This is a genomic window from Mycolicibacterium novocastrense (assembly GCF_001570485.1).
GTDB classification, from domain to species: Bacteria; Actinomycetota; Actinomycetes; order Mycobacteriales; family Mycobacteriaceae; genus Mycobacterium; species Mycobacterium novocastrense.
Genome location: NZ_BCTA01000038.1, coordinates 71,918 through 96,822, shown reverse-complemented (window position 1 = coordinate 96,822; position 24,905 = coordinate 71,918). Strand labels below are relative to the sequence as shown.

The 24,905-nt window shown below is 67.2% G+C and carries 27 protein-coding genes; 25 read left to right on the top strand and 2 right to left on the bottom strand.

Features of this window, described 5'->3' with window-relative positions:
• Positions 1 to 206: 206 nt before the first annotated feature.
• The 14 genes from RMCN_RS17145 to RMCN_RS17080 all read left to right on the top strand — a co-directional run bounded on the left by RMCN_RS17145 (position 207) and on the right by RMCN_RS17080 (position 8,559).
• Positions 207 to 470, top strand: a complete 264-nt coding sequence (locus RMCN_RS17145; RefSeq protein ID WP_067391529.1) for a hypothetical protein — start codon at positions 207 to 209, stop codon at positions 468 to 470.
• Between the two features lie 351 nt (positions 471 to 821).
• Positions 822 to 1,571: a hypothetical protein gene (locus RMCN_RS17140; protein ID WP_067391526.1), complete on the top strand. Its 750-nt coding sequence runs from the start codon at positions 822 to 824 to the stop codon at positions 1,569 to 1,571.
• Positions 1,572 to 1,753: 182 nt separating this feature from the next.
• Positions 1,754 to 2,227, top strand: coding sequence for an ASCH domain-containing protein (locus RMCN_RS17135; RefSeq protein ID WP_201028855.1), 474 nt, complete (start codon positions 1,754 to 1,756; stop codon positions 2,225 to 2,227).
• On the top strand, positions 2,224 to 2,757 hold the full coding sequence (locus RMCN_RS17130; RefSeq protein ID WP_067391524.1) for a hypothetical protein: 534 nt from the start codon (positions 2,224 to 2,226) through the stop codon (positions 2,755 to 2,757). The genes RMCN_RS17135 and RMCN_RS17130 overlap by 4 nt, the downstream gene beginning before the upstream one ends.
• Positions 2,750 to 3,499, top strand: coding sequence for a hypothetical protein (locus tag RMCN_RS17125; RefSeq protein ID WP_131808569.1), 750 nt, complete (start codon positions 2,750 to 2,752; stop codon positions 3,497 to 3,499). Before RMCN_RS17130 ends, RMCN_RS17125 begins: the two co-directional genes overlap by 8 nt.
• Positions 3,486 to 3,767, top strand: a complete 282-nt coding sequence (locus RMCN_RS17120) for a hypothetical protein (RefSeq protein ID WP_067391521.1) — start codon at positions 3,486 to 3,488, stop codon at positions 3,765 to 3,767. Before RMCN_RS17125 ends, RMCN_RS17120 begins: the two co-directional genes overlap by 14 nt.
• The gene (locus RMCN_RS17115; protein WP_067391518.1) at positions 3,767 to 4,906 is read left to right on the top strand and encodes a DUF5131 family protein; all 1,140 of its coding nucleotides are present in this window, start codon (positions 3,767 to 3,769) and stop codon (positions 4,904 to 4,906) included. The genes RMCN_RS17120 and RMCN_RS17115 overlap by 1 nt, the downstream gene beginning before the upstream one ends.
• On the top strand, positions 4,903 to 5,283 hold the full coding sequence (locus RMCN_RS17110; RefSeq protein ID WP_084377490.1) for a hypothetical protein: 381 nt from the start codon (positions 4,903 to 4,905) through the stop codon (positions 5,281 to 5,283). The genes RMCN_RS17115 and RMCN_RS17110 overlap by 4 nt, the downstream gene beginning before the upstream one ends.
• Before the next feature lie 7 nt (positions 5,284 to 5,290).
• Positions 5,291 to 6,193, top strand: a complete 903-nt coding sequence (locus RMCN_RS17105) for a hypothetical protein (protein ID WP_067391515.1) — start codon at positions 5,291 to 5,293, stop codon at positions 6,191 to 6,193.
• 12 nt (positions 6,194 to 6,205) lie between these two features.
• A complete protein-coding gene (locus RMCN_RS17100; protein WP_067391513.1) occupies positions 6,206 to 7,171 on the top strand; it encodes an alpha/beta fold hydrolase in 966 nt (321 codons plus the stop codon).
• A complete protein-coding gene (locus RMCN_RS17095; RefSeq protein ID WP_067391510.1) occupies positions 7,168 to 7,515 on the top strand; it encodes a DUF4031 domain-containing protein in 348 nt (115 codons plus the stop codon). The genes RMCN_RS17100 and RMCN_RS17095 overlap by 4 nt, the downstream gene beginning before the upstream one ends.
• A complete protein-coding gene (locus RMCN_RS17090; protein ID WP_067391507.1) occupies positions 7,512 to 7,910 on the top strand; it encodes a hypothetical protein in 399 nt (132 codons plus the stop codon). The genes RMCN_RS17095 and RMCN_RS17090 overlap by 4 nt, the downstream gene beginning before the upstream one ends.
• 128 nt (positions 7,911 to 8,038) lie before the next feature.
• Entirely contained in the window at positions 8,039 to 8,251 is a 213-nt protein-coding gene (locus RMCN_RS17085) for a hypothetical protein (protein WP_067391504.1), read from the top strand.
• A complete protein-coding gene (locus RMCN_RS17080; RefSeq protein ID WP_131808568.1) occupies positions 8,242 to 8,559 on the top strand; it encodes a hypothetical protein in 318 nt (105 codons plus the stop codon). Before RMCN_RS17085 ends, RMCN_RS17080 begins: the two co-directional genes overlap by 10 nt.
• A 95-nt stretch (positions 8,560 to 8,654) precedes the next feature.
• On the opposite strand, the gene RMCN_RS17075 is transcribed toward RMCN_RS17080, so the two are convergent.
• A complete protein-coding gene (locus tag RMCN_RS17075; RefSeq protein ID WP_067391498.1) occupies positions 8,655 to 9,185 on the bottom strand; it encodes a P-loop nucleotide/nucleoside kinase family protein in 531 nt (176 codons plus the stop codon).
• 202 nt (positions 9,186 to 9,387) lie between these two features.
• Here RMCN_RS17075 and RMCN_RS17070 point away from each other — a divergent pair, with 202 nt between their 5' ends.
• Both RMCN_RS17070 and RMCN_RS17065 read left to right on the top strand, forming a co-directional pair.
• A complete protein-coding gene (locus tag RMCN_RS17070) occupies positions 9,388 to 11,553 on the top strand; it encodes an ADP-ribosyltransferase (protein ID WP_067391495.1) in 2,166 nt (721 codons plus the stop codon).
• A 94-nt stretch (positions 11,554 to 11,647) separates the two neighbouring features.
• Positions 11,648 to 11,833 (top strand): helix-turn-helix domain-containing protein, encoded by a 186-nt coding sequence (locus RMCN_RS17065; protein ID WP_046361146.1) that lies wholly within the window; start codon positions 11,648 to 11,650, stop codon positions 11,831 to 11,833.
• 42 nt (positions 11,834 to 11,875) lie between these two features.
• On the opposite strand, the gene RMCN_RS17060 is transcribed toward RMCN_RS17065, so the two are convergent.
• On the bottom strand, positions 11,876 to 12,259 hold the full coding sequence (locus tag RMCN_RS17060; RefSeq protein WP_067391492.1) for a hypothetical protein: 384 nt from the start codon (positions 12,257 to 12,259) through the stop codon (positions 11,876 to 11,878).
• A gap of 317 nt (positions 12,260 to 12,576) precedes the next feature.
• On the opposite strand from RMCN_RS17060, the gene RMCN_RS17055 reads away from it, so the two are divergent.
• The 9 genes from RMCN_RS17055 (at position 12,577) to RMCN_RS17015 (ending at position 24,723) form a co-directional block, all read left to right on the top strand.
• Complete coding sequence (locus RMCN_RS17055; protein ID WP_067391489.1) at positions 12,577 to 13,341, top strand: hypothetical protein; 765 nt, start codon at positions 12,577 to 12,579, stop codon at positions 13,339 to 13,341.
• Between the two features lie 52 nt (positions 13,342 to 13,393).
• Positions 13,394 to 15,250: an AAA family ATPase gene (locus tag RMCN_RS17050; RefSeq protein ID WP_067391486.1), complete on the top strand. Its 1,857-nt coding sequence runs from the start codon at positions 13,394 to 13,396 to the stop codon at positions 15,248 to 15,250.
• 14 nt (positions 15,251 to 15,264) lie between these two features.
• On the top strand, positions 15,265 to 16,848 hold the full coding sequence (gene eccB, locus RMCN_RS17045) for a type VII secretion protein EccB (RefSeq protein ID WP_165604450.1): 1,584 nt from the start codon (positions 15,265 to 15,267) through the stop codon (positions 16,846 to 16,848).
• The gene (eccCa, locus tag RMCN_RS17040) at positions 16,848 to 21,032 is read left to right on the top strand and encodes a type VII secretion protein EccCa (protein WP_067391483.1); all 4,185 of its coding nucleotides are present in this window, start codon (positions 16,848 to 16,850) and stop codon (positions 21,030 to 21,032) included. Before eccB ends, eccCa begins: the two co-directional genes overlap by 1 nt.
• A 172-nt stretch (positions 21,033 to 21,204) precedes the next feature.
• Positions 21,205 to 21,474 (top strand): PE domain-containing protein, encoded by a 270-nt coding sequence (locus RMCN_RS17035; RefSeq protein ID WP_308206349.1) that lies wholly within the window; start codon positions 21,205 to 21,207, stop codon positions 21,472 to 21,474.
• A gap of 105 nt (positions 21,475 to 21,579) precedes the next feature.
• Positions 21,580 to 22,914 (top strand): PPE family protein, encoded by a 1,335-nt coding sequence (locus tag RMCN_RS17030; RefSeq protein ID WP_308206344.1) that lies wholly within the window; start codon positions 21,580 to 21,582, stop codon positions 22,912 to 22,914.
• A 114-nt stretch (positions 22,915 to 23,028) separates the two neighbouring features.
• Positions 23,029 to 23,358 (top strand): hypothetical protein, encoded by a 330-nt coding sequence (locus RMCN_RS17025; RefSeq protein ID WP_131808566.1) that lies wholly within the window; start codon positions 23,029 to 23,031, stop codon positions 23,356 to 23,358.
• A gap of 48 nt (positions 23,359 to 23,406) precedes the next feature.
• Positions 23,407 to 23,709, top strand: a complete 303-nt coding sequence (locus tag RMCN_RS17020; protein ID WP_067391471.1) for a WXG100 family type VII secretion target — start codon at positions 23,407 to 23,409, stop codon at positions 23,707 to 23,709.
• Positions 23,710 to 23,868: 159 nt separating this feature from the next.
• Entirely contained in the window at positions 23,869 to 24,723 is an 855-nt protein-coding gene (locus RMCN_RS17015; protein ID WP_046365664.1) for an ESX secretion-associated protein EspG, read from the top strand.
• The last annotated feature ends 182 nt before the right edge of the window (positions 24,724 to 24,905 follow it).

Sequence of the window (24,905 nt, the reverse complement as noted above, 5' to 3'; positions counted from 1 at the left end):
ACTCTCGTTTCATATGCCGACCCCGAACGTGTACTGATGTTACTACAGGGTCAGTAGCTTGACGTTTGTGCTGTTCACAGGCCTGCTGCAGCGGGGTGGCGGGACGTCGGCGGAGGGTCTGGAGCCCGTCGAATCGCGCTTTCTGACGCCTCCGTTTACGTGAGTACACGTTGCGACCGTACAAAAGTATGGCTATAAATGGCGGCATGGTCAGAAAGTCGCCTCGCCTCCAGTCCTTGACGGCGCTCGGATCCAGCCGCGACAAGCCCACCGCGACCCAGGTCGTGCAGCTACCCACGTCGGACTCCGACATGGCTCTCGTGCGCGGATACTCCCGCGAGCTGAAGATCGCGTGCGACGAGCTGCACGACGACCCGTTCAACCCGATCGCGCGCCAGGAGCTGATCCGGCTCATCCTGCAAGACAGCAAGAGCGCCGACGCGGCCAAGGAACGCCTGTACGCGGTGTAAGGCGCGTAGCGAGTCAGCGCGCGTCGGTGGCCACGGTGGCGGGGGACGCATTCTTCGCGCCGGCACCCTCTGCTGGCGCCGCGCGTCGGCGCGGGGGCTGACGGACCGAGGCCTGCGATGGCCGCGTTACGCCAGTGCTGAGTGCAGCTGAACTGGTAGTTTCGTCTGAACGTCGCTGACGTGCGGCGGACTCTCGGAACGTCCCGGCATACGTGATTCGGTCCCACATCGGCCGGACAGGGGGCCTCCGAGACCAGCCCCATCGGGGCACGCGTTGATCCCAGACGATGCAGTGCACGCTCGCGGATGTGGGGCGGGCTGTGCCGTATGCACGTTTGGAGGACCGATCGAATGCCGCGCAAGATGCGATCCCACAACGCCGTCAAGGCGGCAGCTCGCCAGTTTCAGCAGGCGAACCCTGGTACGCCCTATCCTGCCGCCAAGAGGGCCGTTGAGAACAAGCAGCCTCGGCTCCGGCTCGAGTTCGTTCCATTGGAAGAGCGCGAGGCGGGGAGGCTGGCAGCGCATCAGATCTTGGGTGCTGACGTCGATGCACACCTGCGGATGGCGCAGCGCACGGTCGCTTTGGCGATCGGGGTCAATCGGCGGGATCAGGACGGAATTGCTCCGCGCAGGCTGCCTGCAGGTATCACCACCGCCTTCTGGCTCGAAGACGGCGGAGAGTTCCTCGACAGGTTGGTTGAGCTTGGACTGTGGGCGTCTGACCCGAGTTGTTACCGACTGATGGACGCGGAATGCCTCGCGTTGGCGCGCTCCATGGTTGAAGAGGAATGGCTGGATTATCAGCGGCTGGAGCGCATTTGCGTTGAGCGTGGATCACACGTCGTTCAGATGTGGTCGGACAGGTATCCCGAAGACAGCACGGTGTGTAAGGACTGCAATTTGTGCGTGTGCGATGTCAGTGAGTGCGACCTCCCGCACAGCCCCACGGAAGTGCTTCTCTTCGAGCATCACCTCGGAAAGCCGGCGCCCCGCCGCCCTGAGTCACAGTTGTTCGAAGTTCGGGTTCCGTACGGATCGCGCATCAAGATTGCGGGTCGAATCTCCGAACGCTGGGCGGCCAACTTCGAGTTGGGCTGATGCCGCCGGCCGGCGCGGTTCGAGGGACGTGGCGTCACTGCTGGTAGGCGCTTCGGTCTAACAAATAATTACCCAGTAGCGGGAAACAAATCCTGGCATCTTGCGAAGATTGCCAGTTGGCGCGCCATAAAAGCAGTGTCGACCGTTGTTACGATTTGCGTCATCTCAAGGAGGTGTCGCCGATGCGCAACCGCAATCCCATGCCCTGTCCGCCGCACTCCGGGGTCCGGGCGCTCACGGTCCAGCAGCCGTGGGCCTGGGCCATCGTGTCCGCCGGCAAGACCACCGAAAATCGGACCCAGATGTGGTCCTTCCGAGGCCCACTGCTGGTGCACGCGGGGGCTCGTTGGTCCGAGCGCGGCGATCGCTCACCGCTGATCGAGCAGGCCGCCCAGGGACGTTCACTTGCGGGCACCTTGGACATGTCGGCCATCATCGGTGTCGCCACACTGGTCGACTGCCACCCAGACGCGGGCTGCTGCAAGCCATGGGGTGAGTCGTCCTACGTCGAACACGGCGGCCGACAGCGCCGCCGCGTCGTCCACCTGACCCTCGAAGATGCCCGACCGCTGCCGGAGCCAATCCCGTGCCGCGGGGCGCAAGGGCTATGGGTACCGCCAGCAGACATCGTGGAGCGCTGCGGAGTGACGCTGTGAGCGCCAGCGTGGACGTCGAAGTGCACCGCGCCGCGTTGCGCAGCGGTCTGGCGTGGCTCTACGACACCGAGCAACCCGAGATGGCGATCCTGCAGCATCACGGCGAAAGCCTTGCCTCCCAAGACAACCGCAGGGTGCGGTTCATTCCGTCCGGTTGGGCCGGCCGGGTCGTAATCGTCGTCGACGTCACCAAGGTCGAATATGGGACAGACCCCCGGGCCCGCGGTCCGCTCAATCCGCTCACCGCGGGGGAACTGGACGCCTTCACCGGGCTGCTGGCTGACCTCGGCCGCACCGTGGTGCACACCTGGAACGGTCACCCGGCCGCGACCGGCAGCCTGGCGCTGGCCGAGCCGGCGCACCCGTCGCTGCAAGCTGCGGTCTCGCGCTACCTCGCGGGCTGCCCCCGTCATCACACGACGTTGTGCCGGTGCGGCTGGTACGGCGAGGGCAACCGCCACGTCATCGGTGCGCGCGCCGTGCACCACCAACTCCAATCAGCCGCTACCGCAGGAGGTGTGCATGAGTGACCCACGTGGGCTGGAAGGGGAAACGGTGACCGGCGCGAACGCGATGTCGTTGTCCGACAGGTTCGGCGTCGGGCCCGGGCGCCACCGCCGCCACGCCGTGGACCTGCTGGAGGCGCTGCCGGCGATCGACGCCGGTGCGCGCGCCGGGCACACCGCACGCGATGTCGCGGTGTTCGGGGTGTGCGGGGAACGGGTCACGCTGGCGCGTAAGTGGGGCCGGTTCGAGTACGGCAACCCGCACCTGAACTCGCGCCGCTGCGAGCGGTGCGGGTGGATCGTGGCCCTGCACCACCACAGCATCGAGCAAGAGATCGACTACTACCGCGCCGATCCCACCGACCGCGCATTGATCAGCAGCGGCGGGCACGATCCCGAGCTGCTGCCCAATGTCCTGCGGGCGGTCCTGGCCCGGCACCAAGGCGAGGTCCCCGACCGGCCGGAGGCGGGGCTGGCCTCAGATCTACTGGCCCACATCTGCCGACATCGCCCCATCGGGGTCATCTGCGCCGGCTGCTGGGACGGCGGCATTGAAGAGGCGCACGGCCCAGGGGTGACGGTATGCCCGCAGTCGGTCGTGGCGTGCTGGTCGTGCACCTTCGTCGCCGGGGCGTGGGCCGGCGAGCACGAAGACACGATCGGATCCGCAGAGTGCGTGATCGCTGCGCCGTGCTCGGTGCTCACCGCGGTCGCAGCCCACCACCACATCCCCACTGCAGCAGGAGGATCCGATGAACGACGTTGAACTCAAAACCGCGAAAGGGGTCGACGGCGAGATCACGACGAGCGGTGTGGTGGGTGTGCTGGCGTTCATCGCCCACCGGCGCCGCCAGGCCTGCTGCAGCTGCGGGTGGCGGGGCCCAGTGCGCTGGCTGCTGCCGCGCACGTCCGCGGTGGACGCCCTGACCCACGCCGGGAACCGCGGGTGCACCCCGGCGGTGCCGCTGGTGGCGCGCGTCGCCCCCGTCACCGGCGGCCTCACCGCGGGTGTCGAGGGTGAAGGAGCGCGCTGATGGGTGCGCGGAGCAAGATCGAATGGACCGACTCGACGTGGCCGGTGGTCACAGGATGTACCCCAGTATCCGAAGGGTGTGACCATTGCTACGCCGCCACCCACGCCCACCGCTTCACCGGTACCAAGGCGTGGCCCAACGGATTTGACGTCACCCTGTGGCCCGATCGGCTTGACCAGCCGATGCGGTGGCGCGCACCGCGCAAGGTGTTCGTCTGCTCCACCGGGGACCTGTTCCACGACAAGGTGCCCGACGAGTACATCGCCGAGGTGTTCGCGGTGATGCAGAGCTGCGCCACCCACACGTTCCAAGTGCTGACCAAGCGGCACGCTCGGATGCGGTCCCTACTCAGGAGCCAGAAGTTCTGGTCCGCGGTCACCCTGTTCGGTGAGGACGTGATGGCCCGGCGGCCCTCGCGTGCGCAGTTCTGGCCCAATCACGGCCAGCAGCAGGGGTTTCTGCCGAACGTGTGGCTCGGTGTCAGCGTCGAGAATCAGTACTGGGCCAACAGGCGGATCCCGGCGCTGTTGGACACCCCCGCCGCCATCCGATACCTCTCGATGGAGCCATTGCTCGAATACGTCGACCTTCGCCAGGCCTTTCGCAAATGGGCGCCGCCGCAGGACCATCCGGCCTGGGATGGCAGCCGTCTTCGGGTACGTGAGGTGCTCCACTGGGTCATCGCGGGCGGCGAGTCCGGGCCGAACGCCCGGCCCATGCATCCGGACTGGGCCCGAGCGGTGCGCGATCAGTGCGTGCAGGCCGAGGTCGCCTTCCACTTCAAGCAGTACGGCGAGTACCGGCCGGTCCCGGTCGTCGACGACGACAGCTTCGCCTTGGGCCGGGCCTACGACCATCCCGCCGGCGGGCGGATGACCCCGGCGGTGCGGGTGCCCGCGCCGGGCGCATCCGGGATGCGCGGAGCACAGACGCGGCTCCTGGAGCCCGGGGAGCGGACCACCAACACGGTGCTGCTGGACCGCAACACCATCGCGGTGCGGGTCGGCAAGCGCCGCGCCGGCCGAGATCTGGACGGGCGGACCTGGGACCAGTACCCGCCCGCGGCGACGGAAACGGTCGCACGCGCCGGTACTAGCCCAGTAGGAGCCATCGCAGCCAGCCAGGGAGGACCGTCATGACAACCGACACCATCACCAACGTCGAGCGCAGCGCGCAGGGGCGGTACTACCAGGCCGAGCCGCTGCCGCCGGTGGCCATGGCGGTCGGGCAGCGGGTCCGGCTCGACGCCGAGCGGCAGTGGTGGTCGGTACGCGGGGTAGCCGGAGAAGTCGTCGTGGTCCTCACCCGGCAGGCGCCTTTCCAGCGACGCGGCGCCCTGGAGTACACCGTGATCGATTGGCGGTCAGGGGTCCGCGGCCCGGTCAACGTCATCGGGCAGGGCTGGGGTGTCGACACCAATGAGCAGTGCCAGGAGCTGGCTGATCTCGTCCGTGACGAGAGATGGCTTGTGTCCATGCGCAATTGGCTTCCGATCGACGTGACTGACGTGAGGTGAGACGGCGATGGCGGCGAAGCGTGACACCTCGACGATGACGGCCGGCGAGCTGCTGGGCCGTCTTCGGCGCCACTACATCGAGCCGTCTCGGCGGCTCCCCGGGGGCATCTTCGTTCCCGAGGTCGGGATGAACGGCGGCTACGGTGCGGGGCGGCGCTGCGACGCCATCTACGTCGGGTTCACCACCACCAGCGGCCGCCAGCTGATCGGTCACGAGATCAAGGTGGCGCGCTCGGACTGGGTGGCCGAGCTGGGACGCAAGACCGGTAAGGCTGACGCGTGGGCCGATCAATGCCACCAGTGGTGGCTGGTGGTCTCCGATCCGGACATCGTGCGCCCCGGGGAACTGCCCGACGGCTGGGGCTTGATGTCGCCTGGGCGGTCGGTGACCCGGATGGCCGTTCACCAGCCGGCCGCGGCCAAGACCAACCACCACCCGGACTGGGATGCGGTGCGGTCGGTGTTCGCCCGCTACGACACCCTGCGCGCGGAGGCGGTGGACGCCGAGCAGAAGGCTGTGCGGGTCATCGAGCAGCAGAAGGCGCGCGAGGAAGCCGATGCACGGGTGGCGCGGCGCATCGCCGAGCTGCCGGACGTCAGTGAGTTGGAGCAGCAGCTGCAGCTGGTGCACGAGGCGCTGGGGGCGCCCATTGACTGGAAGTCAGGGGACCGGCCGCCGCGGCCCGGGGCGATCGGGCTGCAGGCGTTGCGTGAGATCGCCGCCTTGGTGGCCGCGCACGGAAGCGTGGCCCGCGTGGCACACCGCATCACCGAGGGGTTCGCCAATCCGGTCGCCTCGGCGCAGAAGGCCGTCGACGACCTTGCCGGCGCCCTGGCCGCTGTCCACTCCGCCGGAGAGCGGGCGTCGGAAAACCATTGCAGCGCAGCACCTGTTAGAGCGTCAGCATAGGAGGTCAGGGTCGTGGACACAGACGTGGCGAGTGCGCGGCGATGCCGCGAGGTCGCAGTGGCCATGGACGACGGTGTGAGCCTGTCGGTGCGCGACATCGGTCGCCGCGACGCCGAGCACACCGTGGTGTTCGTGCACGGACTGTGCCTGTCGCAGGTGTGCTGGGCACGCCAGATCGACGCCCTGGTGGATCGTTTCGGGGACGCGGTGCGGGTCATCAGCTATGACCATCGTGGGCACGGCCGGTCGGGTCAGGCGCCGATGTGCACCTATCGCATTGAGCGGCTGGCGGAGGACCTCGCGCAGGTGATGGCGGTGATGAAGGTGAGTGGCCCGGTGACGCTGGTCGGGCATTCGATGGGTGGGATGACCTCGCTGGCCTACCTGGGATTGGCGGCGGGTCGCCGGCCGGTCGAGCCGGCGGGGCTGGTGCTGCTGGCGACCGCAGCCGGCAAGCTGCGTCAACGAGGGATGGGGCGGCTGCTGGGGACACCGGCGACCACGGCGCTGTTCGGGGTCGTCGACCGCGCTCCGGAGCAGGCGGTCAAAGCACTGACCGGTCCGCTGTGCGCGACCCTTGGCCGGTGGCGGCGCGGCGCAGCGTCGGCGGTGACGGTCGCCGCGGTCGCAGCTGACGCGCTCGCGGCGGTGTCGGTGGCCACCGCAGTGGGTTTCCTGCCGGCGTTGCGGGACTACGACCAGTACCCGACGCTGGCCACGATCCGGGCCCGCACCGTGGTGGTCTCCGGTGGAGCTGATCCCATGACTCCGGCTATCCACGCTCGGGACCTGGCCGCGGGGATCCCCGGGGCCGAGCATGTGCACGTGCCGGGCGCCGGGCACATGCTTCCGCAGGAGGCGGCGGCTGTTGTGCACCAGGCCATCCGGCGCGTGATCGGCATCGACGCCGCGCTGCGCCCTGATGTCGAGACCATCGCCGTCGAGCCCGGTTCGGTGCTGGCCGGGGTGGCGTCATGACCGTCTACGTTGACGATGCGCGGATCCCGGCACGCGTGGGCCGCTTGAGTAGCACCTGGTCGCACCTGTTCGCTGACACCCAAGACGAGCTGCACGAGTTCGCATCCCGGCTGGGACTGCGGCGCAGCTGGTTTCAAGACCCCACCAAGACAGGGAAGCCGTTCAAGGCCAAGCCGGGCAGCCGGGCCGCGCAGAACTGGCACTACGACGTGACAGAAGGGAAGCGGCGGCAGGCGGTGGCCCTCGGCGCGGTCGAGGTGAGCAGTCGCGAGGCTGTCGCCATCATCGACGCCCGCCACCGAGCAGCGATGGAATCCGTTCCAGCGCAGGGAGAGTCCGCATGAACGACGGTGGTGCTGCGTTCGAGGCGTGGCGCGATGGTCTGCTCTCCCCGCGCGCGATCACCGCCGCACTGGACATCCGCGCTCTCTACGGGCCCGAGGTGGACCGCGCGTGCGGAGTGGAAGAGCCGGCGGTCGATCAGTGGGAGGCAGCGCAGCTGTATCCGAGTTGGGAGCAGGTCGAGGCGCTGGCGCGGCTGACCGGGTTCGGTGTGCAGTTCTTCACCCGCGCCTACGACGGCGAGGTCACCGGCGGATTCCTGTGCCAGCGCAGTGGGCGTGGCCGCGGCTGCCACCCCTTGTCGAATGTGCGTGGGCCGCGCGAGTTCCCCCAGGAGGTGGTCGCGGCGACTCCGGGGACACGCTGGCACGTCATCGCCCTCAGCGACCAGCCATGACGGCACGTCCCCACGGTGGGCGTCGGTTGCGCTGACTACGCTGACCACCCACTGCCCGGTCGCGACACTCCACGTACGGCAACCGCAACTCTGCTGCGAGACAACCCAATCCAGGATTGAGGAACCCTATGTCGATCGATTCCCTGTTCACCGATGGCCAAGCCAGCCCCGTGCTCATGGTGGCGCTCGGCGCGGTAGCAGTGCTCGTCGCGCTATCGCTGCTGCGGCTGCTGCGCCGGATCCGCCGCATGATCTGGACTGCGGCAGTATTGGCCGCGGCCGGCAGCGCGGGCGCCGGCGGCGGCTGGGCCGTCCTGGACGGACTCACCACATGGCACTGACAGTCGAGGGGACAGCGATGAGCGGGGCAATGCCCAGCGGACGGCACAGCAGCGACGAACGCTTTCTCAGCCAGCTACGAGAGGTCAGGGTGCTCGTCCGCGAACTCGCCGACGACGCGACCTACCGCGGCCGGCGCGCACGCTTTGACACCCTGACCGGCACCATCGACGGCCTGGCCGCAGCGGCCGTAGACAGTCAACAGGGCTCGCCTGACCGGCCGACGATGCAGCTCGTACTGATCGACGACTTCGGTCAAACCCACCGGGTGGACTTCGGCGCTCACGACTACGTGACGCTGCTCGACTGAAGCCGCCGTCGGTGCGATGGGTCCGCCGCGGGAAAGGGACGTGTCATCGGGCCTGGTTGAAGGTGTTTGCTGTGGGTCGCCCCCGGGGGGAGCGCTCAGCGCTGCGCGTTCGCCAACGTGTCTGCGATCGTGCGTGCGACGTCCTCAGGGGTCTGGGTCGACGTGTCGATGACCTCTGCTTCGTTGTGGAGCCACGTGTGCGCGGCCTCGGCGTAGGCGTCCACGTAGTCGAGCCGGAAGGATGAGGGGCCCATTGCCGTATCTCCGTTGATCCGGTCCAGCAGTGTCTGCCGATCGGCGTGCAAGACGAAGTGCCGCAACGGGATGCCGTAATCGGCCAGCCCGGCGCTGATCTCGCGCCAGTACTGCTCGACGAGCACTGTCATTGGCACCACCAAGGTGCCGCCGACGTAGCCCAAGATGTGCCGCGCGGTCTCGACCACCAGAGGCCGCCAGGGCGGCCAGTGCTGGAAATTGTCGGTCTCAGGTAATCCTGGCGTGACGTCCATCAACGTCTCGCCGACCTTCTCTGCATCGAACACTCGCGAATCGGCAACGAGCCCCTGCACGAGTGCGCTCGTCGTTGTCTTGCCCGAACCGTGTGTGCCGTTGATCCAGACGATCATGAACCGAAACTACTGGGTGAGCGCGGGGCAAGGCGGCAGCGCCAGTCCTTACGCCCGTAGCCGCGGCGGGCAGCCAGGGGACATGCTATTGCCGCAGCTCAACGCGCCATACGTGCGATCTTTCGGCCCAGACGACGGAAACCGCTCCGCACGCCGGTACTTCCTGGGTGTACCTGCCAAAGACACCCGAAGGAGGCGCGCGGTGTGCCGATCGACGAAGCATGGTGGCCGGCGCTGCCCCGGCTGCGGAAGCTACGGCGCCGCGGCCAAGGCCAACGGCAATCGCCGCCTGGGCCGGCTGGCCCGCAAGAAGGTGGTCGACCACCTCACCGAGCAAGGCCTGGTGGCCACCGCGAAGGCCATCCTGGCTGCGCCGCCCAGCGTGCTGCCGGAGTTCATGAAGGCGATGGGGATCGAGGAGTCGGTGCTCGGTGACACCCCGCTGCCCAGCACCCACGCCAACCCGCCTTCGGCCGGCCTGTTGATCGCCGCGGCGAAAGCCGAGCAGGCCGCGCTGGCCGGGCCCCAGATCTCCCCGGAGGAACAGGCCCTGGAAGACGCTGAGGACGCGCTGGCCGCGGCCGAGAAGGCCGCCGATGACGCCCGCAAGGCCGTGCAGCGCGCCCAGGCCCGCAAGCGCAAGCTCGTCAAGGAGATGGGTTCGGCCGACGGTGACCAGCTGTCCGCCGAGCAGCTCGCCGAGCTGGCCGCAGCCGGAGATGAGATCGACGCTGCCAAGGCGGCCTACGAACAGGCCAAGCTCGCCATCCCGGCCGCCGCAGACGACGTGGTGGCCGCCAAGTACGGGGTCGCCACCACGCTGCCCGACGAGGAGCGAGACGCGTATTGCGCCAACCTCAGTAGCGAGGACGTCGAGGCGCTGGCTCGATCGTTGAACCGGTCGGTGGCCGCCGAGGCGGCCGGGGCGCTGGACGCTGGGCCGCAGCCCTCGCTGATCGCCGGCGCGGTGCGTGACACCTCGGTGTACACCCCGGGCAAGTTCCTCATGGAGACCGGTTCAGGGGCGGTCGAGGTCGAAGGGCGGCTGCTCGACGGGGGAACTGCGATCCACCGCCGCGGGTCGGGGGACTTCCTGATCCTGCAGAAGCGCGACGGGGTGTACCACGGTGTTGCCGCGGCCGGCGGCAAGTCCGCGGCGCTGAACAAGGCCAACCGCATCCCGATGCTCGACGAGCTGCCGGCGCTGCACGAGGGGGCCAGCGACACCGAAGCCCAGGCCCATCACATCAAGTCCCAGGTGCTGATGCAGCTGGCAGGCCAAGCCGCAGAACATCATTGGAACACCGAACAGCATCAGGGATTCCTCGACGACAAGATGGGCGAGGCCCGCGACAAGCTGGTCGACGCCGTGGGTGCCGGCCCTGTCCGCGCCGACATCTACGACGCGACCAAGCGGCACAAGAAGCTGGTGCGCGAGAAGGCGGCCGTGGCCGCGGGCGAGGCGGCGCGCGCCGAGGCCCTGGCCGCTGGCAAGGGAGCTGCCGCCGCGGCCGAGGCCTACGCGGCCGCCCATCGTCGTGCGCTGGGCACACCCACCCGCGGCGGCGGGGTCATCCCGCACTTCGATCACAAGATTCCGCCGGACAGTCTCGGCGAAGAGAAGCACAAATCGTTGTGGCGCAGCGGTATCCGCGCCTGGGGTAAGGAAACCGCAGACGACTACTCGGTGATCGCCCAGCGCGCCGGCAACCTCAAGGCGTGGGGGTTCTCCACTAGCGGTCCGGGTGTGAAGACATCAAGCATCAGCGAGCTGACGTCGGCGAACTCCGCGTTTGTGCAGAAGTCGCTCGACGGCAAGGAGCGCTCGGCGCTGACCACCTACACCGGGGGTAGCTACACCGCGATCAATGCGGCCATCTGCGGGCGTGACGGCGCCAAGCCGTCGGGTTCGATCAAGACAGTGGTCTCGGGTATCGAGTCGGCGTTCGACAAGTTCCGTGAGCACAACCCGAACATGAGCCCGATGACGGTGGTGCGCGGCACCAAGGTCCCCAGCGGGTGGAAGGGGACGCCGGGGGAGTACATCGACGCGGTGTTCAGTGTCGGTGCGCGCATGGAGGTCGGGAAGGTGACCAGTACGACGACCAAGCAGTCCACGGCGTCGGCGTTCGCCGGGCATCCGCCGTATTACATGGTGGTGCGCACCCGCGAAGGGCTTCCGGTCAAGAGCATCTCGAACTTCTCCGGGGAGGACGAGGTGATCCTGCCGATGGGGTCGCACCTGAGGTGCGTGCACGTCGAGCACAACGGCATCGCGGGCAAGCCGACGGTGTACCTGGTCGGTGAGGACCTGGTGGCCGAGGCTGAAGACACCCATGCCGGCGGCGGCTGGAAGAAGGCAAGCTGATGATGACGGCGCTAGCAGCGGCACCGGGCGTGAGCTGGGGCAATAGCATGTCCCTCAGGTGCTGGCGGGCGGGCGTTCACGAGAAGGGGCGGACATGGCGGCATTGACCAGGGCGCAGATCGACGAGATCCAGCAGCGACTGGACGAGGGGATGACTCCGGAGGCGGTCGCCGACTCGATCGGACGGCTGGCCGATCTCGACGAACTCGAGGTCGTGGTGATCAGGTCGACGGCCTATGACCTGCTCAACGGAGAGCCGGTGCGCGCCTCGGACGACTAACAGCGCTCGCGGGGGCAGGGGAGGACGTGTCATCGGCGCTGGTCAGAAGGCGTGTGGTGATCGGGTGACCCGCCAGAAGCCCGGATCCAGGCGGTGGGCGAGCGTGGCGAGGTCCTCGACGAAGGAGTCGGCGGCAGACCCCTCCACCCGGATCGTCAGGTAGTCGTTGCCTCCGCGGATGGAGGTGGTGGCGGCGTCCGGTGCCGGCGTCCACGCCGCGGCGGTCAGGGCGTTGATTCGGGCCAGCTCGTCATCGGTCTCGGGGTCACCGGTTGCGACCGAGAGGTAGCGCACCCCGTGGGTCAAGTCCTCGGCTTCGGCGAGCAGTGAGGCCACCGCCAGCTGTTCGAGGAGGCCGGCGCCCTCGCCGGCGGGAAAGGCGCCGTCACTGTCGGAGGTCGGTGCGCTGCGAGGGTCATCGGTCATCGGGGATCTCCCTCCAAAGTCGGCACGGCGTTAGCTCGATCCTGCCTGCTGGCGCCGCGGCCGTGGGCGCGCCGCGCCGGGTGGCACATGCACTTTCCGCCATGCCGGCTGCGGAGTATTCAGAAGTGCCGAAACAGGCTTACTAGCAGCCCTGACAGGCCCGTATGAGCACTTATGGCGACCATAAAGGCGAATCAAAACTTACCAAGGGTGGTGAACTTCCCGAATGTGGGTTAGTCTGGCCATGCCAAAGACACCTTCACCGGAAGGGAAACCATGATTCGTCGTATTCCCCGAGCGATTGCAGGGGCCATCTGATGTGCCGCTCGCTCAAGGGCGGCCAGCGTCGCCGTTGCCCCAGTTGCACAAGCTATCCCGCCGCGGCGCGAGCCAACGGCAACCGCCGGCAGGGCCGCCTGGCCCGCCGCAAGGTCGTCGACCACCTCGAAAGCCTCGGCCTCGTCGAGACCGCCGCCGCAGTCCTCGCAGCGCCGCCGAGCGTCCTGGCCACCTTCATGGCCGCCACGGACATCGACCCGGCCATCCTGGGTGAGGTTCCCATGCCGGGCACCGGACCCAACGGCGCTGACGTCAGCGCCCTGGTCGAGAAGTCCACATCCGAACGCGCACAACAGAAGCGACGCATCGTCGTCTCGGTCGGTGCCGCACCCGCGGCCGCCAGCACTGCGCCGCAGCAGCGTCCCGCGCCGAGCGCCGCTACCACAGCACCTCCGGTGCACGCCGGCGCCGCTACTCGGCTGGCTGCCGCCCTGGCGCGCGGCCGCGCCGGACGTGCGGGTGCACCCGCGCCCGCGGCGAACGTGCCTAACTGCAAGAAGAACATCTCCGTGGTCATGGACTGGGAAGACCGCGCCGAGGACGTCTTTGCTGCCGGAGCGTCCAAAGCGCAATGCCGGATCGCCTGCGCAGAGGCCGAGATGCTGTGCAAGGGCTGCCCGCTGATGGAATCCTGCGCCCAGGAAGCCAAGACCACTCACTACACCGGCGTTGCCGGAGGCCGCATTTTCGTCAATGGTCGGCACCGGTTAACCCCCTCTGCCCCGGCTAGGATCGTCGCATAACTGCACTCCAGAGGGGTGCATGTTCCGCTGCGGTGAGAAGGCTTGGTGAGCAATGACGGCAGGTGTCGGACTGAAACCACTCGATGTGTTCACGCTGGGGTTGAGGTACCTGCGCAACAGTCAGACCGATGAGGCGCGCGAGGCGTTCCGCCAAGCCGCCGAGCGCGACCCCGGGATGTGTGACGCGTGGCTCGGGATGCTGGCCACCGGTTCCACATCGGCCGACGTCACTGCCGGCGCCTACCGGTCGGTGTCCAACCTGGGGGTCGCGCTCAAGACAGCCGGCATGACTGTCGCCGACCTCAGCGTCTTCACGTCGATGACGTTGGGATCGTTCGGGCTGCGGATGCCCACCCACACGCGGTTGCACGTCGCTGTCGCCTACGCGGTGGCGTTGGCCGAGGCGCATCCACCGCAGCTGGCCAAGGCCGAAGAGGTCATCACGCGGGAAAGCCGCCTGCCGAACATGTCCGCGCTGGATCTGGACCTGCTCGACTACGTGCGGCTGGGTCTGCTGGGCCTGGCGCGGCGCTGGCCGGATGTGCTCAGCTTCGAAGGCAAGCAGCAGTGGCGCTCCCAGGAGAGCAACCCAGAGTTCGTGAAGTACCTCAACGCCGGGATGTTGGTGTGGAAGGTATGGGCGCTGGTCGGCACCGGGAACCCCGCCGAAGCGCAGCGCTACGCCGAAAGTGGGCTGTCCACAGCAGGGCTGCCCAACGACGTCCACGCCAAGCTGAGGCTCGGCCGCGGCTACGCCATGCGGGCCCAAGGTCAGCGCGATGAGGCGATGGCGGCGTTCAAGGAACTGCAGGCCTGGATCAACAGCCCGGAGGTGCAGGAGGCGATTGAGGACCCGGAGAAGGTCATCGAGATCGTCACGGCGTCATCCTTGGCGACCCGCAGCGATGTCTGGGATCCCGAGTCGGGCAGCTCGGCGGCCTCACTGGAGGTCGAGGCCCGCGAGAAGCGCCGCGACGGTGTGCGTGCCGAGGCAATGGCGCTGCTGGACAAGCAGATCGGCATGCACGGGGTCAAGGAACAGATCCGCCGGCTGGAAGCCAAGGCGATGATGGACCAGAAGCGCGCCGAGATGGGCATCGCCAAGAAGGACGTTGGCGCGGCCTACATCTTCACCGGTCCTCCCGGCACCGGTAAGACCACGATGGCGCGCATCCTGGCGCAGCTGCTGTTCGGGCTCGGGGTCATCGCCCGCCCCGAGGTGGTCGAGGCCTCGCGCCCCCAAATGGTGGACCAGTACCTCGGCAAGACCGCGCAGAAGACCAATGCCGTCATCGACAAAGCGCTCGGCGGTCTGCTGTTCATCGACGAGGCCTACTCGCTGTACCAGAGGGGCTACTCCGACGGCGACGCCTACGGGCAAGAGGCCGTGGACACACTGCTGGCCCGGCTGGAGAACGAGCGCAAGACCGAGGACCCGAACAAGAAGCTGGTGACGGTGATCGCCGGCTACGAGGCCGACATCAACCGGTTCCTCACCTCCAATGAGGGTCTGGCCACGCGCTTCACCACCCGCATCCACTTCGACTCCTACACCCCCGAAGACCTAGTGAAAATCGCCGACCTGATGGCCAGCACCGAATCAGCTCTGTACTCCTCGCAAGCGCAGGACCTGATGCTGACCAACCTGCAACGGTTGGCGCAGCTGCAGGTCGATGACGTGGACTCCAGCGGCAACCCCCGCCGGGTGTCGGGCATCGACAAGGCCGGCAATGCCCGCTTCGTGCGCAATGTCACCGAAAAGGCCACCGAAATCAGGGATTTCCGGCTCTCATCGAGCACGGACATCGACCTGTCGATCAAAGAAGTGCTCGTCACGATCGAGGCTGAGGACGTGGCCTCGGCGTTCCGTGAAGTCTGCTCCGTGCAAGGAGTTCCGTTCCATGAATAGTCGGGAGGATCGGCGTGGCTGAACTGGAGGGCCCCGAACAGCGGCGCCGCCGCGGGTTCCGGCTCACGGCGAAGTACCAGGTCAGCGGCTGGCGATTCCTGTACCGGCGACTGCAGCACGCCCTGGTGCGCCGCGACACCCGCATGATCGACGACCCGCAGCGTGCACAGGCCTCGCCGCTCGTGCTCGGTGTCGCCCTGGGCGTCGTGGTGTGCATCGGTGCGGTGGTGTGGGGGCTGTTCTCCCCGGCCGGCCAGGTCAAGGACGCCAAAATCGTCGCCAACAAGGACACCGGCGCGCTCTACGTGCGGGTCGGAGACCGACTGGATCCGGTCACCAACCTGACCTCTGCTCGGCTGATCGTCGGGCAACCCGACAACCCGGTGCGTGCCAGTGCCGCCGAGATCGACAAGTACCCGAAAGGTTCGCTGGTCGGTATCACCGGTGCCCCCAACGACATTCGCGACACGCAGGACCCGTGGTCAGTGTGGACGGTGTGCGACTCGACGATGACCGGTGCCGCGGTGCCCCTGGACCCGGTGTCCGGCCTGCCCACCACCGCGCGCTCCCCGGTCACGACGACTGCCATCGGCGGGCCGCTGACCAAGGGTGCGGACACCGCCACCATGGGCGGTAATCAGGCCCGGCTGGTGGGCTACGACAACCGCACGTGGCTGATCTACTCGCGGCCCGACGGCGTGGTCGTCCGCTCACCGGTGGACATCACCGACCCCATCGTGGCCGACGCGCTGGGTCTGCGCGCTGATGATCTCGTGCTGCCGATCTCGCAGGGACTGTTCAATGCGATCCCCGCCGAGCCACCGCTGATCGCGCCGGCGATCGCCGGGGTGGGCGAGCGGCCGGCGTTCGCGGGGGACAAGCCGTTGACCGTGGGCACGATCCTGAGCGCTCGGGATCTGGGCGGGCAGAAGACCTACTACGCCACCCTCGCCGATGGCGTGCAGGAGGTCAGCCTGACCGCGGCGACCATGATCCGGGCCGCCAACCCCCAGGTTGGCACCGAGCCCGTCGAGGTCGGTCCCGACGACCTGGCCGCGTTCCCGAAGTCCACGCAGCTGGCGGTGTCGTTCTACCCCAAGGACACCGTGACACTCGTCGACGCCGACAACGAGCCGGTGACCTGCTGGTCGTGGTCACACTTCGGGGATGAGCCCACCTCGCGTACCGAGGTGATCACCGGGCGGACCCTGCCGTTGGCCCCCGAGCAGGTCAAGGCGCTGGTCCCGATGGTGTCGGCCGCCACCTCGGAGGGCATGACCGCCGATCAGGTGTACATGCCGACCACGACCGGTCGATTCGTTCAGGTCACCAGCGCGGCAACCGATTCCCGGCTGCGTGAGTCCTACTTCTGGGTCGCCGACAACGGGGTGCGGTTCGGCCTGGACACCTCCGATCAGCAATCCGGAGACGTCACCCTGACCGCACTGAAACTGCACTACCCGGTGCCGGCGCCGTGGGTGGTGGTCTCGCTGTTCGCCGCGGGGCCCACGCTGTCGCAGAAGGATGCGCTCATCCGTCACGACGGTGTTCCCCCCAACCCCACAGTCGCCGGCCTGGACGTCAAAGGAGCGAACTAGTGCGTACCAGCTTCAATCGACCGTTCACACCGGTTGCACCGCCGCGGATTTCGCGTGACGAGATCAATGTCCCTGCGCCCAAGGAGATCGAAGAGGGCGAGCCGGTATCGAAGCTGCGCACCATCGGTGTGCCGCTGCTGATGGTGGTGGTGCTGGCCGGGATGGTCGCGATGATGATGCGCACCGGGCGGTTCAACCCAATGTTCCTGATGTTCCCGCTGATCATGCTCATGGGCATGGGCACGATGATGTTCGGCCAGAGTGGTGGCGGTGGCACCTCGCGCGCGCAGCTGCTGTCGGACCGCAAGGCCCAGACGCGCGGGCTTGGCGTGACGCGGGAGAAGGTGTTCGACCGGGGCCTGAGCATGCACGAAGGTTTGCAACATGCCTTCCCCGATCCGGTGATGCTGCCCAGCCTCATTGGGACAGAACGCATGTGGGAAGTCACGCCCACCAACGACGGATTCACCGCTCTGCGTTACGGGCTCGGTGAGGTGGAGCTAGCTGCGCGAATCGTCGCCCCTGAGGCGCCCCCGGGGGAATTCCTGGAGCCGGTCGGATGGGTTCAGACCGTTCGATTCCTGCGCCACCACTCCACGGTGTCGTCGATGCCGCTGGCGTTGGCGACCGCCCGGTTCCCGGTCATTGGGTTCTCCGGGGACCGGGAGGTCTCGTTGGGGATGCTGCGGGCGATGCTGCTGCACGCCGCGATCACCCATGGGCCCGACAACCTGGCGATGATCGTGCTTACCGACGAGCCGGATGGACCGCAGTGGTCGTGGATGAAGTGGCTGCCCCACACCCAGCATCCCTCCAAGCTCGACCGGCTCGGCAGTGCCCGAATGATGTACTCGGACTGGTCGACACTGACCGCAGACGTCGGCGGCGAGGACGAGGACGATCCCGCCAAGATCATCGACTTCATGATGAACTTCGACCCGCACGTCGAGTTCACCAATGACAAGTACCGGCACGTGCTGGTGGTGGTGGACTCCGCGGTCACCGACAAGCTCATCGACTCGGTGATCGAGCCGCGGGCCGGCGTGACGTGGCTGATGGTCAACCCGCCCGAGGACGCTCTGACCTCACGGGAAGGGATCGTGCTGCGCTGCGATGCCGACCGCACGGTGTGGCGCACCGAGGCCGACAAGCCCCTGGCTGAGCCCACCAAAGTGGCCGTGGCCGACCAGATTTCGCTGACCGATGCACGCACCATGGCACGCCAGCTCGCCAAGTACGAGGTGGCGTCGCTGACCAGCCTGGGACGTCAGGCCAAGCAGTCCGAGCGCGGCCGGGATTGGGGCACGCTGATGCGTGTCCGCGATCCCGGCGCGCTGGATGCGATGGACACCTGGAGCGCGATCAGCCGGTACGGCGACAAGCGGCGCTTGCGGATCCCCGTCGGATTCCTCTCCAATGGCGACCGCCTGGACCTCGACCTCAAACAGGCCGCCGACGGTGGCACCGGCCCGCACGGGCAGCTGCTGGGAACGACCGGCTCGGGTAAGTCGGAGTTCCTGCGCAACCTGGTGATCAACGGGTGCGTCTCGCACTCCCCGGACATGCTCAACATGCTGCTCGTCGACTTCAAGGGCGGCCCGACGTTCCTGGGCATGGGTGATCTGCCGCATGTCAGCGCGGTCATCACCAACATGGAGCAAGAAGCCCACCTGGTCACCCGCATGAGCGAGATGATCGAGGGCGAGATTGCCCGCCGCTTTCAGATCCTGCGTAACGCCGACGAACTGAGTAATCGATACGACGTCAAGGACATTCGCGACTACGAGCAGCTGCGCGAACGCGGTGTGGACCTGCCGCCGCTGCCGTCGCTGTTCGTCATCATCGACGAGTTCGCCGAGCTGCTCGCCGAGTACCCCGAGTACGGTGACCTGTTCAAGCGCATCGGCCGGGTGGGTCGGTCGCTGGGCATCTACCTGCTGTTCGCGTCGCAGAACCTCGACATCTCCGGGCGCACGAGCGGCCTGGAATCCAACATCGGCTACAAGATCGGTCTGAAGACCCAGACCGCTCAGGAATCGCGGGCCCTGCTCGACAGCTCCGATGCCGCCTACCGCCTGCCGGGTACCCCCGGGCACGGCATTCTGCTGGGCAGCGCTGGTGATCGCGCTGGTGAGCTGACCCAGTTCTACGCTGGATTCACCGGCGCCGCGTACTTCCCGCCAGCCTCGGAAGTGATCGTCGAACGTGCCCAAACACGTTCCGAAGACGGCGGATTCGTCGGCCCGCAGGCGTTCACCGCGATCGAGGCGCCGCTGCCCAAGGATCCGGCTAACGGCGCCGAGGTGGTCAGTGAGCCCGAGCGCACCGAAGAGGAACTCGAGAACGCCCCGACGATCTTCACCACCGTCGTCGAGCGACTCCGCTCGGCCGACGCCGCGCCGGCCTACCGGATGTGGCTGCCGCCGCTGGAGGTCAAGACCCTCGATCAGGTCGAGCCGGACCTGCAGCACTGGGCGGTGCCGGCCAACACCGCGCTGCCCAAGCTGAAGGTGCCGATGGGTCTATTCGACGACCCCGCCAAGCATTCGCAGCCGCTGTGGAGCTTGGACACCACCGACCAGAACATCCTCATCATCGGTGGCGCACAGTCCGGCAAGTCCACGGCCATCAAGACGCTGGCCTGCTCGCTGGCCCTGCACAACACCCCTGAGCAGGTGCAGATGTACCTGGTTGACTACGCCGGCGGCGGCCTGGGCCCGTTGGCGGATCTGCCCCATGTGGGCGGCGTGGCCAGTCGGTCGGAACCTGATGCCATCAACCGGATGATCGCCCAGGTACGGACGTTGATCAGCGACCGTGAGCGGATCTTCCGCGACCACAAGATCGGCACCATGGCCGACTACCGCAAGCTGCGCACCAACCCCGATTACCCGCTGCTGCGCGATGACCGCTACGGCGACGTCTACATCATGATCGACGGCTGGGACGCGGCGGTGGCCGAAGGGCAGGTGCTGCAGTTCCGCGGCAGCGAGATCGAGTCGCTGATCGTGGGTGCCCTCAACTACGGCGTGCACCTGGTCCTGTCGACGGCGCGCGTGGTGGAGATGCGCGGCATCGAACCGCACATGAAGGGGATCGTCGAGCTGCACTCCGATACGGAGTTCTCGCGCATCAGCAACGCGCTGTCGAAGAAGCGGCGCAAGGAACCCGGTCACGTCATGGTCGCGGGGTCCGAGCTGTACGGGTTGGTGGCGCTGCCGCGCATCGACGGGATCGACGAGCGCACCACCGTCACCGAGGGCATGACCGCCCTGGTCCGCCAGATCGCTGAGCAGTTCGCCACCAGCTCGGCCGAACGGCTGCGCACCCTGCCGACGTCGTTGACCCACGAGCAGCTCGCGGCCATGGTCATCGAGGCGGACGAGAAGTCGATCGAGCAGAACAATGGCCAGTGGGATCCGCGCCGTAATCTGCGCATCGCCTTCGGCATCCAGGAGGAACGGCTCACTCCGGCCTACGCCGAGATGTGGCGCGAGCCGCACCTGCTGGTCGTCGGCGCCGCCAAGTCCGGCAAGAGTGAACTGGTCGGCTCGTTCTACGACAGCCTCACCCGCCGGTTCAGCAGGGGTGTAGACGAGGCGGCGGTGATCTTCATCGACCCGCGCCGGCGCCACCTGGGCAAGATCAGCGACAACAATCTGTTCGCTTACGTCACCAACGAAGACGAACTGATCGTCGCGGTGTCCAAGCTCTGGGAGCGCTACGACATCTCCGGGCGCGAGCTGCCACCGAACATCGACGCCGAGACGCGGGCCGCCCGGTCATGGTGGAGCGGGCCGGAGATCTTCGTGATCGCCGACGACTACCACCTGTTCGCCAACACCCGGAACCTCGCCGAGACGCCGAAGATCTTCAAGATGCTGCCCCAAGTGGAAAACGAGCCGCTGGCTCAAGGCTGGCACTTCGTGATCGCACGAGCGGCCGAGGAGTTCTTCATGGGAGTCAACCGGGACCCGATCCTCAAGCGCCTGATCAACGATGCCGCCCCGACCGTGATGCTCTCCGGCCAGAAGTTCGACGGACAGATCGGCGAGCACAAGTTCGAGAACTTCGGCATCCCCGGCCGAGCCCGCTACCTAGAGACCGCCTTAGCGCGCAAGGGCCGCATTCAAAGCGCCTGGTCGGGAATCCGCTACAGCGACGACGACAATCTGGGGGACTGATGCGTCAGCGACCGCGAGCCCCCGAGCAGGAAAAAGTGCGACACCACCCCCCAACGGTGGCGGTATGCTGTTGGGGAGATTTACCATCACAGGTAACATTGCCGCGAAAGCGCCTTTCACGGCACCGGGGAAGTGAGGTTTGCTAGTGATCACCAATGTTTCGTCACCGGTCATGATGGCCAGCGTGGCTGACGTCGTGAGCAACGCCGCCGCAACCGCCGGCGTCATCGACGGAGGGGCGCCCGTCATCATGGCGCCCGCGCCCGCGGGAACCGATGAGGCGTCCGCGCTGGCCACCGCCAATACCAGTGCCCACGCTGCCGACCTGCTTGGCACCGCGCATCTCGGCTTCCTGGAGCTGGCGCGGTTCGCCGGCACCCTGGCCATCACCGACGCCAGCTACACCACAGTCGACGCAGCCAACAGCACGCAGTTCCTGTAGCTGAGGGCGCAAACCAGACCATGACGGCGGGCGTGCAGCTCCGCGGAGAGGGCACCATGCCCGCTCCCACGACGGCGTTGCACCACGACGGAGGGGAGGAAAACTGTGTTTGGACCTCCTGAAGTGATCACCGGACGTCTCATGTCCGGGGCCGGTGCTGCCCCGATGACCGCGGCATCAGCGGAATTCACCGCCGCGGCGGTCGCCTACGAGATCTCCATCGACCGACTAACCGCCATGAGTGCCTACCTCTCCGCGTCCTGGCAAGGCCCCGCCGCCCAGATGATGCAGGCCACCCTGATGCGGTTCATCATCATCTGCCGGCTCCTGCAGGCCCAGATCATCACCTCCGGCGCGCGCACCGCCGCGCAGGCCGCGTCTTTCGCCGAGGCCTACACGACGATGGCGCAGATGGTCGAGATCGTGGAGAACCGGGTCACCACCGCCACCCTGCACGCGACCAACTTCCTCGGGTTCAACACCATCCCCATTGGCATCAAAGAGGGCCAGTACCTCGAAATGTGGATGCGCGACGTCGCCGTGCAGACCAACTACCTGGCGCAGACCGTCGCCAACACCACGTTCGACCCGTTCGCCAAGCTGCCCCCGCTGTCGACGAACGTCAGTTTTCCGTCGGTGGTCAACCAGGCCATCGGCGCGGCGCTGGCAGCCACCGATCGTGTGCGCCTGCAGGCGGCCAAGGCCCAGAACACCGCCTCAATCCTGAAGAGCAAGCTGGGCATTGGGATGGCCCAGGCCGCCGGGATGGCGCAACGCGCCGCGGACGGCGCGCAGAAGGCCGAAGCCCAAGCCGCCGTGGCGCGGTTCCGTGAGGGCAACGCGCAGCGCCAAATGGAAAACCAGATGACCCAGCAGCTGATCCAACAGATTCCGCAGCAGGCGGCCCAGGCCGGCCAGCAAGTCATGCAGGCCCCCCAGCAGGCGATGCAGCAGGCCCAGCAGCTCGGTCAGCAGTTCGGCTCGCAGATCAGCAACCTGATGAGTCAGGTGTCGCCTGAGCATCGCCTCGACAACCCCGGCTTCTTCGACACCCAGCCCTCCTCGTCAACGCTGGACCGCCTCGCCGGCAGCTCGGGCGGGGCCGGGCTGGCCTCCGCGATCCGGGTTCCGAATCTGGGCGGATTGTCCGGCGCCTCAACGGGATTCCGATTCCCAGGCGGATGGGATGGCGCCATGCCGGGATCGGCGCCTCCGCAGGCGCCCGCGTCGCCGAGCGGTGCCCCCGCGGCCCGCCCCGGTGGATCGGGCATGCCGATGCACGGTGCCCGTCGCCGCGACGACGAGAAGCCCGCCATCGTCAAACGGCCTGACACCGAACTCATTCCGATGTGGGGACACACCCCGGAGGACGAGGAAACAGTCTCTGCCGGCGCGCTGGTGGCCGAGCGGGAGACCGATGACAAGAAGGAGGCCAGCTGATGACCGGCCTCCTCCCACACTTGCGCTCAAGGCTGTTCGGAGCGCGGCGCGCCACGGTGGCGTGTGAGTCCAGGAATGGCAGTTCCACCACCACCTACAGAAATGGAGATCCTCATGTCCGGTAGTGGCTCACCGTTCAGCATGGACATGGCCGTTCAGGCCGCCCAGACAGCCAGCTTCCAGGGGCTCGTCGACTCGGCTCAGGCGAACAACAAGCAGATGATGGCCATCGCCGACAGCGCTCAGGGCGCCAACCGCGGCCAGATGTCGGCGTCGTTCCAGACCTGGATCGCCGACGTCCACCAGACCGCGGTCACCAACAACCAGGTGCTCGACTCGATCCGCGAGGCGCTGCAGTTCGGTATCGGCTCCACCGACGCCCAGGAAGCGTCCGCTGCGGGCGACTTCCAGCAGATCACCGGCGTCGTCAACCCGTTCCACTGATCGTCCTCTGCCCAGCCTGAAAACCACTGAACCTCAAGGAGATACGAAATGCCTGCAGGAAGTCCTGACGACGTTTACTACAACTATCCGCTGATGGAGTCCATCGCGATGCAGATCCAACAGTGCGGTACCACCGCCCAGGGTCTGCTCGACGCCGGGATCGCCAACAAGCAGACCCTGCTGGGGAGCTTCACCGGTGACACCGCCATGGTGTTCGAGGAGAGCTTCACCAAGTTCCAGCACGTCTGCCAGGACACCATCGAGGTCACCGGCCGCGGCGGCGTCGCCTACAGCCGCGGCGCCTCGGAGATGGGGACCAACGAGATGAACATGAGCAAGCAGTTTCCCTGATCGGTCTTCACCGCCGCTGTCGGTAGGGCGCCTCGATTCCACCCACGAGTGGACGAGGCGCCCTACTGCGTCTTGAAGGTCATGCGAATCGCTGGGCAGCCACGAAAAGGGCTGTCCGACAAGCAAAATAGCCGCCATCCGCCGGTAGCATCGGCGGTTATGGCACGCGACATCTTGGCTGCAGCGCACTTGAGCGTGGATTCTGCGTTGTTCATCAAACGGCTGATGGACATCGACAGCTTGCCGCCGGTGCTGGCACTGATGAACAACGTCTACTACCCCGAAGACCAGGCGCGCGTCGACGACGAAACCGTCCCCTTGCTCGTCAACTCGGGGCTGATTGACCTCGACGCCAACGTCGACCCCACCTTGGCGTCCTGGATGCGGGTGCTGGAACGCCCCGACATCGAGGTCACGCTGCGGGGGATGCAAGAAGACCGCATGCGGCGTGCCGTTGTCGCGCGCCGCGGCGACACCCACGTCATGGCGCTGCGCCGTAACGACGAGCTGGTCCTGCAAGCGGTGTGGTCGACCACGAACTCTCTCGACGACGTGGTGTCCACCCCGATCTGGTCGGCGATGCGTGAGTCCGCTGAAGTGCTGGCGCCCCTGCCGGCGCAGTTCGAGCCGGTGACGCTGCCCCTGGATCAAGTCGCGGAACTGTCGGCGTCATCGACCCCCGGAGACATGCTGCGCACGCTGCGCGGGGAACTCGGCGTCGACGTGCAGACCGCCAAAATCCTCAACGAAGTGTCCGCCTACACCGGGCAGCGTTGCGAGATCGTCATGCGCGAGAACCGCGGTATCCAGACCGTCGACACCAAAGCTGCGGTGGGGGTGGCCGACACCTCGTTCGGGCGGGTGGTGTCGGCGGTGGGCGGACATGGCTCACGTTCCCGACTGTGGGTGACTTTCGGTCCCGGGACCTACGCCCGATTCCGGGCGGCCATGGCTGATCTGGTGCAGCTGACCCCCAGCCGGGACTGGTTCGCTGCCCGCGGTGACCAGAGGTGATAGGCCGGTGCATCGGTGCAGGAAAATGGGCCCTCTTCGGCCCCGAGTTCGACCAATTTGGTGCGCTAGTGTGCTGGTGAACGCTGGGACAATGGCCTCGGGGCAAACCCAAGGCGACAGCAGTCAAGCGACCGGAACACTGCCCGGTCACGCCGTCAGATTTTGCGGGGAGAGGTGAGCCG

Excerpts from the sequence above, each read along its gene's own strand:
- RMCN_RS17035 (WP_308206349.1), top strand. The coding sequence starts at position 21,205 with ATGATGGCCAGCGTGGCTGACGTCGTGAGCAACGCCGCCGCAACCGCC.
- RMCN_RS17125 (WP_131808569.1), top strand. The coding sequence starts at position 2,750 with ATGAGTGACCCACGTGGGCTGGAAGGGGAAACGGTGACCGGCGCGAAC.
- RMCN_RS17075 (WP_067391498.1), bottom strand. The coding sequence starts at position 9,185 with ATGATCGTCTGGATCAACGGCACACACGGTTCGGGCAAGACAACGACG.
- RMCN_RS17145 (WP_067391529.1), top strand. The coding sequence starts at position 207 with ATGGTCAGAAAGTCGCCTCGCCTCCAGTCCTTGACGGCGCTCGGATCC.
- RMCN_RS17025 (WP_131808566.1), top strand. The coding sequence starts at position 23,029 with ATGTCCGGTAGTGGCTCACCGTTCAGCATGGACATGGCCGTTCAGGCC.
- RMCN_RS17020 (WP_067391471.1), top strand. The coding sequence starts at position 23,407 with ATGCCTGCAGGAAGTCCTGACGACGTTTACTACAACTATCCGCTGATG.
- RMCN_RS17065 (WP_046361146.1), top strand. The coding sequence starts at position 11,648 with ATGGCGGCATTGACCAGGGCGCAGATCGACGAGATCCAGCAGCGACTG.
- RMCN_RS17105 (WP_067391515.1), top strand. The coding sequence starts at position 5,291 with ATGGCGGCGAAGCGTGACACCTCGACGATGACGGCCGGCGAGCTGCTG.
- RMCN_RS17055 (WP_067391489.1), top strand. The coding sequence starts at position 12,577 with ATGTGCCGCTCGCTCAAGGGCGGCCAGCGTCGCCGTTGCCCCAGTTGC.
- RMCN_RS17110 (WP_084377490.1), top strand. The coding sequence starts at position 4,903 with ATGACAACCGACACCATCACCAACGTCGAGCGCAGCGCGCAGGGGCGG.
- RMCN_RS17135 (WP_201028855.1), top strand. The coding sequence starts at position 1,754 with ATGCGCAACCGCAATCCCATGCCCTGTCCGCCGCACTCCGGGGTCCGG.
- RMCN_RS17095 (WP_067391510.1), top strand. The coding sequence starts at position 7,168 with ATGACCGTCTACGTTGACGATGCGCGGATCCCGGCACGCGTGGGCCGC.
- RMCN_RS17060 (WP_067391492.1), bottom strand. The coding sequence starts at position 12,259 with ATGACCGATGACCCTCGCAGCGCACCGACCTCCGACAGTGACGGCGCC.
- RMCN_RS17115 (WP_067391518.1), top strand. The coding sequence starts at position 3,767 with ATGGGTGCGCGGAGCAAGATCGAATGGACCGACTCGACGTGGCCGGTG.
- RMCN_RS17080 (WP_131808568.1), top strand. The coding sequence starts at position 8,242 with ATGGCACTGACAGTCGAGGGGACAGCGATGAGCGGGGCAATGCCCAGC.
- RMCN_RS17050 (WP_067391486.1), top strand. The coding sequence starts at position 13,394 with ATGACGGCAGGTGTCGGACTGAAACCACTCGATGTGTTCACGCTGGGG.
- RMCN_RS17085 (WP_067391504.1), top strand. The coding sequence starts at position 8,039 with ATGTCGATCGATTCCCTGTTCACCGATGGCCAAGCCAGCCCCGTGCTC.
- RMCN_RS17140 (WP_067391526.1), top strand. The coding sequence starts at position 822 with ATGCCGCGCAAGATGCGATCCCACAACGCCGTCAAGGCGGCAGCTCGC.
- RMCN_RS17090 (WP_067391507.1), top strand. The coding sequence starts at position 7,512 with ATGAACGACGGTGGTGCTGCGTTCGAGGCGTGGCGCGATGGTCTGCTC.
- RMCN_RS17120 (WP_067391521.1), top strand. The coding sequence starts at position 3,486 with ATGAACGACGTTGAACTCAAAACCGCGAAAGGGGTCGACGGCGAGATC.
- RMCN_RS17015 (WP_046365664.1), top strand. The coding sequence starts at position 23,869 with ATGGCACGCGACATCTTGGCTGCAGCGCACTTGAGCGTGGATTCTGCG.